This is a genomic window from Halomonas sp. H5 (genome assembly GCF_050613175.1).
Lineage (GTDB): Bacteria > Pseudomonadota > Gammaproteobacteria > Pseudomonadales > Halomonadaceae > Bisbaumannia > Bisbaumannia salifodinae.
Map to the genome: position 1 here is coordinate 2,034,145 of NZ_CP192510.1, position 12,462 is coordinate 2,046,606.

A 12,462-nucleotide genomic window follows, 5' to 3' on the forward strand; every position below is an offset into this window, starting at 1 on the left:
ATCATGCCTCGCTGGGTCAACGCTGGGGCCGAGATAGTGTATTTATACCGTTATCTTGTTGCCATGCTTGTCGATCTCCCCGGCGAAGCCGTATCGCCCGCCGGCAGGCGAGGAAGCCAGGGGGAACTGTCCGGGGCAACGCAGCGCGTCAGCGGGCGAGGCCGGCGGCGGCCACCAGGGCCCGGGTGTAGTCGCTCTCCGGGGCGCTCAGCACCGCCTCGCAGTCGCCGGCCTCCACCACCTTGCCCTCCTTGAGCACCATCACCCGGTGGGCCATGGCGCGGACCACCGCCAGGTCGTGGCTGATAAAGAGGTAGCTGAGGCCGCGGCGGGCCTGGAGGTCGCGGAGCAGCTCCACCAGCTGCTTCTGCACGGTGCGATCCAGCGCCGAGGTGGGCTCGTCCAGCACCACCAGTTCCGGCTCCAGGATCAGCGCCCGGGCGATACTGATGCGCTGGCGCTGACCGCCGGAAAATTCATGGGGGTAACGGGCGGCGCAGTCGGCGGGCAGGCCCACCTCGGCCAGCGCGGTGGCGACCCGCTCCGCCACCTCGCTCTCATCGAGCGCCGGGTGGTGGAAGCGCAGCCCCTCGCTGACGATCTCCGCCACCGGCAGCCGGGGCGAGAGGGACCCATAGGGGTCCTGGAAGACCACCTGGAAGCGTCGACGGCGGCGGCGCAGGGCGTCGCCGCGCAGGCGATCGAGGCGTTCGCCGGCGAAGTCGATCTCGCCTGAGCTCGCGGTCAGGCGCAGCAGCGCCAGGGCCAGGGTGGTCTTGCCGGAGCCGGACTCGCCGACGATGCCCAGGGTCTCGCCGCGACCCAGGCTCAGGTCCAGGGGCCTGACCGCCTCGAAGGGGGGCGGGCGGCGGCTGAAGAGGCGCTTGGGGCGCTGGAAGCTCACCGCCAGGTCCCGGGCGCTTAGCAGGGGGACGCCATCCCCGGGCGGGGGCGCCGGGCGTCCCTCTGGCTCGGCGGCCAGCAGGGCCCGGGTGTAGTCGCTGCGGGGGGCCGCGAAGACCCGGTCCACCGGCCCCGACTCCTGCTCCCGGCCCCGGTAGAGCACGCAGACCCGGTCGGCGTGGCGACGCACCAGGTTGAGGTCATGGGTGATAAACAGCATGGCCATGCCGTGGCGGTCGCGCAGCTCCGCCAGCAGCGCCAGGATCTCCCGCTGGACGGTGACGTCGAGCGCCGTGGTGGGCTCGTCGGCGATCAGCAGCTCCGGCTCGTTGGCGATGGCCATGGCGATCATCACCCGCTGGCGCTGGCCACCGGAGAGCTGATGGGGCCAGGCGTCGATCAGTCGCTCGGGGTCCGGCAATCTGACCTGGGCGAGCAGCGCCAGGACGCGGCTCCGGGCGGCGGCGCCGGAGAGGCCCTGGTGCAGGCGCAGGCTCTCGCCGATCTGGCGGCCGATGCGCTGCAGCGGGTTCAGCGAGGTCATTGGCTCCTGGAAGATCACCCCGACGCGGCTACCGCGAACGCCCCGCCACTGGCGGGGGGCGAGGCGCGCGAGGTCGGTGTCGCCGAGTCGGCGTTCTCCCTCGACCCGGGCGCTGTCGGGCAGCAGGCCCAGGGCGCCGAGGGCCGAGACCGACTTGCCGGAGCCGGATTCGCCCACCAGGGCCAGGGTCTCGCCACGCCCCACGCTAAGGCTCAGCTTCTCCACCACCGGCTGGCCGTCGAAACGGATGCTCAGGTTGTCGAGGCGAAGGACGGCATCAGGCATGGTCGGCGCTCCGGGGCGTGTGACGGGGGTCGAAGGCGTCGCGCAGCCCCTCGCCGATAAATACCAGCAGCGAGAGCATCAGCGACAGGCTGACGAAGGCGGTGATGCCGAGCCAGGGCGCCTGGAGGTTGTTCTTGCCCTGGGCCACCAGCTCGCCCAGCGACGGCGAGCCCGGCGGCAGGCCGAAGCCCAGGAAGTCCAGCGCCGTCAGGGTGGTGATGGCGCCGGTGAACAGGAAGGGCACGAAGGTGAGGGTGGCGACCATGGCGTTGGGCAGTACATGACGCCACATCACCAGCCGCGAGGGCAGGCCGAGGGCCTTGGCGGCGCGCACATACTCCAGGTTGCGGGCGCGCAGGAATTCGGCGCGCACCACGTCGACGATGCCCAGCCAGGAGAACAGCAGCATGATGCCCAGCAGCCACCAGATATTGGGCTTCACCAGGCTGGCCAGGATGATCAGCAGGAAGAGCATCGGCAGCCCCGACCAGATCTCGGTGAGGCGCTGGCCGAAGAGGTCCACCTTGCCGCCGAAGTAGCCCTGGATGCCGCCGATCACCACCCCCAGCACCAGGGAGCCGGCCGTCAGCACCAGGGCGAAGGCCACCGAGAGGCGAAAACCGTAGATCACCCGGGCCAGGACGTCGCGGCCCTGGTCGTCGGTGCCCAGCCAGTGGCGAGCGTCCGGCGGGGCCGGCGAGGGGCGGCGCATCTGCATGTCGAGGGTCTGGTAGGCGAAGGGGATCGGCGGCCACAGGGCCCAGCCGTGCGCCTCGATCCGTGCCTGGATAAAGGGGTCGTGGTAGTCGGTGCCGGTGGGCAGGAAACCGCCGAACTCGGTCTCCGGGTAGTCCACCAGCAGCGGTACATACCACTGGCCGTCGTAGCGCATCACCAGGGGCTTGTCGTTGGCGATCAGCTCGGCGGCCAGGCTGACCAGGAAGAGGCCGGTAAACAGCCACAGCGAGAACCAGGCGCGGCGGTTGCCGCGGAACACCGCCAGGCGGCGGCGGGCGATGGGCGAGAGGTCGAAGAAGGCCATCGGTTCAGGACTCCCTTGTCTCGAAGTCGATGCGCGGGTCCACCCACACATAGGTGAGATCGGAGATCAGCTTGAGGATCAGGCCGATCAGGGTATAGAGGAAGAGGGTGCCGAAGATCACCGGGTAGTCGCGCTGCATCACCGCCTCGAAGCCGAGCAGGCCGAGCCCCTCCAGGGAGAAGATCACCTCGATCAAGAGCGACCCGGTAAAGAAGATGCCCACCAGGGCCGCCGGCAGGCCGGCGATGATGATCAGCATGGCGTTGCGGAACACATGGCCATAGAGCACCTGGCGGTCGCTGGCGCCCTTGGCCCGGGCGGTCAGCACGTACTGCTTGTGGATCTCGTCGAGGAAGCTGTTCTTGGTGAGCATGGTCAGGGTGGCGAAGCTGCCGATGGTCAGGGCGGTGACCGGCAGCGCCAGGTGCCAGAAGTAGTCCACCACCTTGCCCCAGGCGGAGAGTTGATCGAAGTCCGGGGAGGTCAGGCCGCGTAGCGGGAAGAGGTCCCAGTAGCTGCCGCCGGCGAACAGCACGATCAGCAGGATGGCGAACAGGAAGCCGGGGATGGCGTAGCCGACAATCACCAGCGACGAGCTCCAGAGATCGAAGCGCGAGCCGTGGCGCAGCGCCTTGCGGATGCCGAGCGGAATCGAGATCAGATAGACCAGCAGGGTCGACCAGAGGCCGAGGGAGATCGACACCGGCAGGCGCTCGATGATCAGCTCCACCACCGGTCGGTCGCGGAAGAAGCTGTCGCCGAAGTCGAAGCGGGCATAGTCGCCGACCAGCTGGAAGAAGCGTTCGTGGGCGGGGCGGTCGAAGCCGAACTGGGCCTCCAGTTGCTCGATGAATTGCGGATCGATGCCCCGGGAACCCCGCGACTCGTCGCGGGTAACGATCTCGGCGCCGCCCATGTCGAGGCGGGTACTGGCGCCGGCATCCAGGCCCTCGAAGCGCGCCATCAACTGGTCGATGGGCCCACCCGGGGCGGCCTGGACGATGACGAAATTGAGCAGCAGGATGCCCAGCAGGGTGGGAATCATCAACAGCAGGCGGCGCAGGACATAACTGGCCATGGGGCGTCTCTCCTCGAACTAGCGTCCACGCTGTCGGCGGGTGATCTCGGCGGACTTTTCCGGGTCGACCCACCAGGCGGCGAAGTCATTGCCATAGCGGGGGAAGGGATCCGGGTGGCCGAACTTGTCCCACAGTGCCAATCGGGTCTCGCCGGAGTGGTAGTGGGGGATCACCGCGAAGCTCAGGCGCAGCACCCGATCCAGGGCCCGGGTATAGGCGATCAGCGCCTCGCGGCTCTCGGCGCGAATCAGCCCCTCCACCAGGGCGTCCACCGCCGGGTCGGCCAGTCCCATCAGGTTGCGGGCCAGGGGGATCTCCGCCGCCTCGCTGGTCCAGTAGCTGCGCTGCTCGTTGCCCGGGTTGTTGGACTGGGGGAACTGGGCGGTGACCATGTCGAAGTCGAAGCTACGTAGCCGGTTGAGGTACTGGTTGACGTCGACGATGCGGAGGCTGGTCTCCACCCCCAGGCGCGCCATATTGCGCAGCATCGGCTGGGCGACCCGCTCCATGCCGGTATCGAAGAGCAACATCTCCAGGCGCAGCGGCTCGCCGTTGTCGCCATGCACCAGGCGCCGGTCCCGGTAGACGTAACCCGCCTCCAGCAGCAGGTCATGGGCCCGGCGCAGCCGCTCGCGCAGGCCCTCGGGCTCGGCCAGCGGCATGGGTTCGCTGAAGACGCGCGGGTCCAGGTGCTCGCGCAGCGGCTCCAGCAGGGCCTGCTCGGCCTCGGAGGGCAGGCCTTCGGCGGCCAGTTCCGAATTCTGAAAGGCGCTCTGGGTGCGCGCATAGCTGTCGTAGAAGAGGTTGGCATTGAGCCAGGGGAAGTCGAAGGTCAGCGACAGCGCCTCGCGGACCCGGGGGTCCTGGAAGCGTGGCTTGCGCAGGTTGAAGACATAGCCCTGGAGGGTGGCCGGGGTGCCGTCGGGGATGGTCAGGCGGCGCACCGAGCCGTCCCGGTAGGCGGGGAAGTCGTAGCCGGTGGCCCAGGTGGCGGCGCGGGCATCGATGCGCAGGTCCAGCAGCCCGGCCTTGAAGGCCTCCATGGCGATGTCCCGGTCGCGGAAGTAGTCGTAGACCAGGCGGTCGATGTTATGGCGGCCCCGGTTGACGGCGAGCGCCTCGCCCCAGTAATCCTCGACCCGTTCATAGACGATGCGCCGCCCGGGATCGACCCGGGCGATGCGATAGGGGCCGGAGCCGGGATGGGCCTCCAGGTCGGGGCGGGTGAAGTCCCGCGCCTCCCAGTAGTGCCTGGGCAGGATCGGCAACTCGCCGATGATCAACGGCAGCTCCCGGGAGGCATTTTCCACGAAGCTGAAGCGTACCCGATGGGCGTCGAGGACCTCCACGCCGCTCACCTCGGCGTAGTAGCTACGGTAGCTGGGGGTGCCTTCCTCCATCAGCAGCTCGAAGCTGAAGGCCACGTCCTCGGCGGTGATCGGCTCGCCGTCGTGGAAGCGCGCCTCGGGGCGCAACTCGTACTCGATCCAGCGCCGCTCGGGGTCCAGCAGGAGCGTCTCGGCGATCAGCCCGTAGACGCTGAAGGGCTCATCGGGATTGGCGGTGGTCAGGCTATCGTAGGTCTGGCCGAGGCCCGCCGCCGGGGTGCCACGCAGGATAAAGGGGTTGGTGGAGTCGAAGCTGTCGCCCACCGCGGCGCGGGTCAGGCTACCGCCCCGGGGCGCTTCGGGATCGACATAGGAAAAGTGGGAAAAGTCCGCCGGGAGGGCCGGTTCGCCGTAGAGGGCCAGGCCATGCACCGGGGTGGGCGGGTTGCCCTGGGCCGGGGTTGCCATCGCGCACAGCCATGCCAGGCATAGCAAGGGGAGGGCGAATCGCCCGGAACGCAGCGTGGATATCCCTAACATGACGACTCCCGAAATCACGACGGGGGCTAGTCTACCCGGAAGCGCGACTCGGGGTCAGGGGGGAGGGTTAACGAAAGCCAACGCTGGCCAGGGGCCCGCGAGGGGGCACTTGGCTACGTACGTGGTCTCGACGAGCCCTGGGCAGGGGCACTTACCCGGGGCTCGTGTTTATCCGAGGCGCTCAGCTGCGATTGGCGGCGAGCTGCTGGGCCGGCACCCGCAGGGTCTGGCCGATCTGCAGGGTATCGCCGTTCAGGCCGTTGCGGTTACGCAGGGCGGCCACCGAGGTGGCGAAGCGGGTGGCGATGGCGGAGAGGTTATCGCCACGGCGCACCACGTACTGCTGCCAGCCACCGCTGCCGGCCAATGCCGGCTCGCTGGGGGCCGGGCGGGCGAGGCGTGCCACCAGGCGCTCGGCGTTGTCGCTGGGGACCAGCAACACGGGGCTGTAGGCGGGATTCAGGCTGCCATTGAGGACCCCGGGGTTGAGGGTCGCCAGGGCCTCCTGGCTGACGCCGGCCAGGCGCGCGGCCTCATTCAGCGCCAGGGGGCGGTCCACCGTCACCTTGGCGAAGGCCGGGGCATCGTCGATGTCCGGCAGGGTGACGTTATAGCGCTCCGGGTCATCGATGATGGCGGCGATGGCCAGCAGCTTGGGCACATAGTTCATGGTCTCGCTGGGCAGGCGCAGTTGCCAGTAGTCGTTGCCCGCGCCGGCGCCGCGACGGGCGCGGTTGACGGTGCCGGCGCCGGCATTGTAGGCGGCCAGCGAGAGGAAGAGGTCACCCTCATACCACTGCTCGGCCTGCTGCTCGATATAGTCCAGGGCCGCGCGGGTGGAGGCCACCACGTCGAGGCGGCCATCATAGTGACGGTTGCGGTGTAGCCCCAGGGAGTCGCCGGTGCGCGGCATGAATTGCCATAGCCCCCGAGCACCGCGATGACTGCGGGCGCTGGGGTCGAAGGAGCTCTCCACGAAGGGGATCAGGGCGATCTCGGCGGGCAGGTCACGATCCTGGAGGCGATCGAGGATCCAGCTCAGCCAGGGGCGGGCCCGCTCGGTGATCTCCTCGATATTGTGGGGGCTGGCGCTGTAATGCTCGATCCACTCCTGGACCCGGGGATGATCGATATGCTCCTGCCAGGCCAGTTGACCGCGCAGGCGAGACCAGACATCGCTGGGCTGGGGTTCCAGGGCCAGGGCGTCCCAGAAATGGCGGCCATCCAGGGGCGTGGCGTCGCTGGCCTGCTCGGTATCGAGCGGGCGCTTGGCCCCGGTCTGGGCGCCGGCGGCGGCCAGCGACAGGCAGAGCAGGGTGGCCGCCAGGCCGAAAACCAGGCGACGGTTGGTGCGGTAGGTCATCTAAGCGTGTCCTCGTGGGCGCGATGAGATGGCGTCCATGGGCATCGTCAGAAGCGATCCTTCCAGGATCGCAGGGTGGTAAAGGTCGTCAGTGCATCGTTCGCTTCGCCCTGGCCGGCGGCCTGGCGTTGTACGCCGGCGTCACCGCTACGCAGAAACGGGTTGATGCGTTTCTCCTGTTCCAGGGTGCTGGGCAGGGTGGGGCGCTCCAGGGCGCGGGCCTGCTCGCACCGGGCCAGGTAGGCATCGAGGGCGGCATTGTCGGGGTCGGCGGCCTTGGCAAAACGCAGGTTGGCCAGGGTGTACTCATGGGCGGCGAAGACCAGGGTCTCGCCGGGCAGGGCCGTCAGCCGTGACAGGGAGTCGAACATCTGGGCGGCGCTGCCCTCGAAGAGCCGACCGCAGCCCCCCGAGAAGAGGGTATCGCCGCAGAACAGCAGGGGCGGTACGCCGGGGGCGAAGAAGGCGATATGATCCAGGGTGTGGCCGGGGACCGCCATCACCTCGAAGCGGCGGCCCAGCACGCGGCACTCGTCGCCCTCGCCGAGGCGCTCGTCGATGCCCGGGATCCGCGGGTTGTCGGGCCCGTAGACCCGCGGCGAATAGCGCGCGATCAGCTCCGCCAGGCCGCCGGTATGGTCGGCATGGTGGTGGGTGATCAGGACGGCATCGAGGCTCAGGCCGTCACGCTCCAGGGCGTCGATCACCGGAGTGGCATCGCCGGGGTCGACCACGGCGGCGCGGGAAGTCGAATCTTCCCGCAAAAGCCAGATATAGTTGTCGTTAAAGGCAGGAATCGGTGTCACGCTCAACATGGCATCGCCTTCCTCGCAGAGGCTAGGGGCGCGCCCAGGCAAGCCTGGTCGCGCCGATCGGGGTTCACGGTCTGTATCGACGACAGGGTCGAAAGGCCAGTCCGTTCACCCGTCGATGGCCCATGGCCAATGGCGTTCAACGTCAGGGATCTGGCCCGCAAAATCGCACACTTTGGAGGCTTCGCCGCGCCGTGTCAAATTCGCATAAGACGATTTCATTGCCGGAACGGGTGCGCGAAGGGCGCCGTTTCTGGGCATCGAAGCCCGGGGAGGCCCTGTGGCGAGCCGAGCGCGCCTGCCTCGGGCCGGCCTGTGAGGCGCTGCATGGTGTCCATAGCCTGGAACTGAGCCTGGCCCCCTCGCTCACCGATATGTGCCCGGTTCGGCATGCCCTGCGCTGGGCGCCGACCCGGGAGTTGGCCGAGGGCCCCGCGACCCTGGTGTGTCAGCCGGATCGACTGCCGTTGCCGGATGCTTGCCTGCAACTGGTGGTGATTCATCATCTGCTGGAAGTGGTGGCGGACCCGCATCACCTGCTTCAGGAGGCGGCCCGGGTCACCGCGGATGGGGGGCGCCTGGTGCTGATCGGCTGGCTGCCCCTGGGGCCGGCGGGGGTGGCTCGGTTGTGGTCGCGGCACCGCCGGCGGTGGCCCTGGAACGGTTCCTGGCGGGGGCCGGGGCGCCTCAAGGATTGGCTGACATTTGTCGACTTCGAGACCGAACGGATAGACTATTGCGGCTTTCATCTGCCGGGGGCCGCGCCACGCAATGCGAGTCTCGAGGCCCTGGGGCGCCGTCATAACCTGCCGCTGGGCGACAGTTTCATGATTCGCGCCCGGCGGCGCGCCATGCCGGCCCAGGTCCAGCGTCCGCGCTTCAGCCTGGATGCCGCCCTCGGTGGCCACTCCCTGGGCTCGGCTACCCGGCTGACCCGCCAATCCCGCAGCGACAGGAAGATCGAGGTTGACTGATTCCCCCCAGGCGCACCCCGCCGTCACCATCTATACCGACGGCGCCTGCCGCGGCAACCCGGGCCCCGGCGGCTGGGGTGCCGTGCTCGAGAGTGGGTCCCACGAGAAGACCCTCAACGGCTTCGAGGCCGACACCACCAATAACCGCATGGAGCTGATGGCCGCCATCATGGCCCTGCGCGAACTCAAGCGCCCCTGTCGGGTCGAGCTGTGGACCGATTCCCAGTACCTGCGCAAGGGCATCACCGAGTGGATTCATGGCTGGCGGAAACGCGGCTGGAAGACCGCCGCCAAGCAGCCGGTGAAGAATGCCGAGCTGTGGCGCGAGCTGCTGGCCGAGAGTGAGCGCCATGAGGTGGCCTGGCACTGGGTCAAGGGCCATAGCGGCCATCCCGGCAATGAACGGGCCGACAGCCTGGCCAACCAAGCCATCGATACGGCTCAGGCCGTCCACCAGGGAGACTAAGCATGCGCCAGATCGTGCTGGATACCGAGACCACCGGCATCGACCCCAAGGAGGGCCACCGGCTGATCGAGATCGGCTGCGTGGAGATGATCAACCGCCGTTTCACCGGACGCACTTACCACCAGTACATCAACCCTGAGCGGGAGATCGAGGCGGAGGCCATCGGGGTTCACGGCATCACCAACGAGCGGGTCGCCAACGAGCCGCGTTTCGCCGAGGTGGCGGATGCGTTCTGGGACTTTATCCGCGGCGCCGAGCTGGTGATCCATAATGCCGCCTTCGACGTGGGCTTTATCGACCACGAATTCGGCCGCCTCAATCAGCAGCGGGGCGAGCCGCGCCTGGGGCCGGTGGCCGAACATTGCGGCATCCTCGATACCCTGTTGATGGCCCGGGAGAAGCATCCGGGGCAGCGCAACAACCTGGATGCCCTGTGCAAGCGCTACGAGATCGACAACGGTCGACGGGTGCTCCACGGCGCCCTGCTGGATGCGGAGATCCTCGCCGAGGTCTACCTGGCCATGACCGGTGGCCAGACCGCCCTGACCCTGGACGCCAGCGGCGAGGAGGAGGGCGGTGACACCGAGAGTGGTACCACCGGAGGCATCCGCCGCCTGTCGCCGCAGCGACCGCGGCTGACGGTGGTGGCCCCCAGCGAGGCGGAGCTGGCCGCCCACCGGGCCAAGCTGGAGGCGATCCGCCAGGCCGCCGGCGAGTGTGTCTGGGATCGGCTGGAGGGCGGCGATGTTTCGTCGTGACCGGCCCGAGGGCGCCGACGCGGGCTTGCTGGTGCGCCTGTCCCGGGGGCGGATCGCCCCGGGGACAGGCGAGGGGATCCTGCAGCCGCCGGGCCCCTGGCCGCAGGATGCCATTCCGTTGGGCTTCTGGGACGATGAGCCGGTGGCCCTGGTGCTGGAGGCCGAGGCCGACGACGCCTGGCCCGACGGTCGCGGTTGGTTGGCGCGGCTGCCCGAGTCCCATTTCGGTTTGCTTTCCACCGCCCTGCAGGTGGGGCACTGGTTCCGTAATCATCGCTTCTGCGGACGTTGTGGCAGCGCGGCGTACGCCCTGGAGCATGAGTTCGCCATGGCCTGCCCGAGCTGTGGGCATCGCAACTATCCGCGTATCTCGCCGTGCATCATCACCCTGGTGACCCACGGCGACGAGCTGCTGTTGGCGCGCAGCCCGCGCTTCCCGCCGGGACGCTACTCGACCCTGGCGGGGTTTATCGAGCCGGGGGAGTCGGCGGAGGAGGCGGTGCGCCGGGAGATCTTCGAGGAGGTGGGGCTGACGGTGGGACGGGTCGGCTACTTCAAGAGCCAGGCCTGGCCCTTCCCCCATGCGCTGATGCTGGGCTTCTTCGCCGAGGCGGCCAGCCGGCGGATCCGCATCGACGGCGAGGAGATCGTCGATGCGGCCTGGTTTACGCCGCGGCACCTGCCGCAGCTGCCCCCGCTCTATTCGATTTCACGGGCACTGATCGAGACGCATCTCAAGGCGGTGGGAGGACGCTAGGTCAGCTAATCCGGGGCCGCGTCCGGCGCGGGAGGAGGGCGATCGAGGCGCACACCTCAAGAAGGCGTGGGGCGCCAAGACACGCCGCCCGGGGGCGGCGTGTCTTGGGGCTTAGCCCTTGGGGAAGAGGCTGGTCAGGCGGGTGGCCAGCATCACATTGCCGGTGGCCTTGAGCTTACCGGTCATAAAGGCGGTCATGCCGTTGATCTCGCCGCTCATTACCCCCTTGAGGGTGTCGGTGGAGAGGCTCAGGGTGACGGAGGGGTCGTCATGCTCACCCTGCTGGATGTCGAGGGCACCATCCTTGACCGCCAGGTAGTAGCTGTCGGTGTCGCTGAAGTTAAACTGGAAGACGTCGTCCATGCCCTGGGCGGCGCTGGCATCGAAGCGGGACTGCAGTTTGTCGATGATGGGATTGCTCATGGGGGTCCTGTCAGGGGTCGTGGGGTCGAGGCTTTCGAGCATATTTAAAACATCCGTTTGAAGCAAGCGGAGTCGGTAACGGCCTCCGAGCGACGACATCGGTGGTGTGCCGGTCGACTCGGGGCAGGGATCAAGGAAGGAGTGTCGCGTGATCGAGTGGCTGAGCGAGCTGGGTACCTTCGCGGTACAGGTGGCCCTCCTGGGGCTAGTGGTGGTGGTAGCGGTCGCGCTGCTGACGAGGCTGCGGGAGAGTGGGTCGGAGCGTACCCGGCTGCGTATCGAGGAACTGAATGATCGCAGCCGCCGGCGCCGGCGCCTCTTGCAGTTGGCGTCCAGCATCCCGGGGGAACGCAAGGGACTGCTCAAGCGCTTCCGCCGGGATGACAAGCGTCAGCGCAAGGCGAGCGAGACGCCCATGCCGCGCTGCTGGGTGCTCGATTTCCAGGGTGACCTCAAGGCCTCCCGCACCTCGCGTTTCGCCGAGGAGATCTCGGCCTTGCTGGCGGTGGCCGAGCCCGAGGATGAGGTGGTGATCCGCCTGGAGTCCGCCGGCGGCCTGGTGCATGCCTATGGCCTGGCGGCGGCCCAGCTCGACCGCCTGCGGGAGGCGGGGCTCGCCACCCGAGTCTGCGTCGACAAGGTGGCGGCCAGCGGCGGCTACCTGATGGCCTGCTGTGCCCAGCATATCCAGGCGGCGCCTTTCGCGGTGCTGGGCTCCATCGGCGTGGTGGCCCAGGTGCCCAATGTGCATCGCCTGCTCAAGCGCCACGACGTGGACGTGGAGGTGCTCACCGCCGGGCGCTACAAGCGCACCCTGACGGTGCTCGGCGAGAACAGCGAGGAGGGCCGCGAGAAGTTCGTCGAGGACCTGGAGCATACCCACGAACTGTTCAAGGGCTTCGTCGCCGAGCGGCGCCCGGCACTGGATATCGAGGCGGTGGCCACCGGCGAGATCTGGTATGGCCGAGATGCCCTGGAGAAAGGATTGATCGACGAGTTGGGCACCAGCGAGGCCTACTTGCTGCATCGCCAGGAGACGGCGCGGGTGTTCAGCGTGCGCCTGGAGGAGCACAAGCGCCTGGGGGAACGCCTGGGGATGGCGGTCTCCCGGGGCGTGGAGCGGGGCGTCGAGCGCACCCTGGAGGCCCTGGATGCCAGCCGCTGGTTAAAGCGCTGACGCGCTGGCCT

Annotated in this window: 12 protein-coding genes; 5 read left to right on the top strand and 7 right to left on the bottom strand. The window is 68.4% G+C overall.

The features are described 5' to 3' along the window. Nucleotides 1-148: 148 nt before the first annotated feature. From ACQ1W9_RS09520 to gloB, 6 genes are all read right to left on the bottom strand, one after another. The gene (locus ACQ1W9_RS09520) at nucleotides 149-1,732 is read right to left on the bottom strand and encodes an ABC transporter ATP-binding protein (protein WP_431026342.1); all 1,584 of its coding nucleotides are present in this window, start codon (nucleotides 1,730-1,732) and stop codon (nucleotides 149-151) included. Beyond that, nucleotides 1,725-2,774 (bottom strand): ABC transporter permease, encoded by a 1,050-nt coding sequence (locus ACQ1W9_RS09525; RefSeq protein ID WP_431026343.1) that lies wholly within the window; start codon nucleotides 2,772-2,774, stop codon nucleotides 1,725-1,727. The genes ACQ1W9_RS09520 and ACQ1W9_RS09525 overlap by 8 nt, the downstream gene beginning before the upstream one ends. Nucleotides 2,775-2,778: 4 nt before the next feature. Beyond that, a complete protein-coding gene (locus tag ACQ1W9_RS09530) occupies nucleotides 2,779-3,852 on the bottom strand; it encodes a microcin C ABC transporter permease YejB (RefSeq protein WP_346062353.1) in 1,074 nt (357 codons plus the stop codon). Nucleotides 3,853-3,870: 18 nt separating this feature from the next. Continuing rightward, nucleotides 3,871-5,649: an extracellular solute-binding protein gene (locus tag ACQ1W9_RS09535; protein WP_431026344.1), complete on the bottom strand. Its 1,779-nt coding sequence runs from the start codon at nucleotides 5,647-5,649 to the stop codon at nucleotides 3,871-3,873. 253 nt (nucleotides 5,650-5,902) lie between these two features. Beyond that, the gene (locus tag ACQ1W9_RS09540; RefSeq protein ID WP_431026345.1) at nucleotides 5,903-7,084 is read right to left on the bottom strand and encodes a transglycosylase SLT domain-containing protein; all 1,182 of its coding nucleotides are present in this window, start codon (nucleotides 7,082-7,084) and stop codon (nucleotides 5,903-5,905) included. A 47-nt stretch (nucleotides 7,085-7,131) separates the two neighbouring features. Further along, nucleotides 7,132-7,899: a hydroxyacylglutathione hydrolase gene (gene gloB, locus ACQ1W9_RS09545; RefSeq protein ID WP_431026346.1), complete on the bottom strand. Its 768-nt coding sequence runs from the start codon at nucleotides 7,897-7,899 to the stop codon at nucleotides 7,132-7,134. A gap of 191 nt (nucleotides 7,900-8,090) precedes the next feature. On the opposite strand from gloB, the gene ACQ1W9_RS09550 reads away from it, so the two are divergent. The 4 genes from ACQ1W9_RS09550 to nudC are packed head-to-tail and all read left to right on the top strand — an operon-like array spanning nucleotide 8,091 to nucleotide 10,851. Continuing rightward, complete coding sequence (locus ACQ1W9_RS09550) at nucleotides 8,091-8,870, top strand: methyltransferase domain-containing protein (protein ID WP_431026347.1); 780 nt, start codon at nucleotides 8,091-8,093, stop codon at nucleotides 8,868-8,870. After that, nucleotides 8,863-9,336, top strand: coding sequence for a ribonuclease HI (gene rnhA, locus ACQ1W9_RS09555; protein ID WP_431026348.1), 474 nt, complete (start codon nucleotides 8,863-8,865; stop codon nucleotides 9,334-9,336). The genes ACQ1W9_RS09550 and rnhA overlap by 8 nt, the downstream gene beginning before the upstream one ends. A gap of 2 nt (nucleotides 9,337-9,338) precedes the next feature. Beyond that, a complete protein-coding gene (dnaQ, locus tag ACQ1W9_RS09560; RefSeq protein WP_346062359.1) occupies nucleotides 9,339-10,094 on the top strand; it encodes a DNA polymerase III subunit epsilon in 756 nt (251 codons plus the stop codon). Further along, nucleotides 10,081-10,851 (top strand): NAD(+) diphosphatase, encoded by a 771-nt coding sequence (gene nudC / locus ACQ1W9_RS09565; protein ID WP_431026349.1) that lies wholly within the window; start codon nucleotides 10,081-10,083, stop codon nucleotides 10,849-10,851. Before dnaQ ends, nudC begins: the two co-directional genes overlap by 14 nt. A gap of 111 nt (nucleotides 10,852-10,962) precedes the next feature. Here the strand turns inward: nudC and ACQ1W9_RS09570 are convergent, their stop codons facing one another. Then, nucleotides 10,963-11,274, bottom strand: a complete 312-nt coding sequence (locus ACQ1W9_RS09570; protein ID WP_346062361.1) for an SCP2 sterol-binding domain-containing protein — start codon at nucleotides 11,272-11,274, stop codon at nucleotides 10,963-10,965. Nucleotides 11,275-11,422: 148 nt separating this feature from the next. On the opposite strand from ACQ1W9_RS09570, the gene sohB reads away from it, so the two are divergent. Further along, the gene (gene sohB / locus ACQ1W9_RS09575; RefSeq protein ID WP_431026350.1) at nucleotides 11,423-12,451 is read left to right on the top strand and encodes a protease SohB; all 1,029 of its coding nucleotides are present in this window, start codon (nucleotides 11,423-11,425) and stop codon (nucleotides 12,449-12,451) included. Nucleotides 12,452-12,462 lie beyond the last annotated feature (11 nt).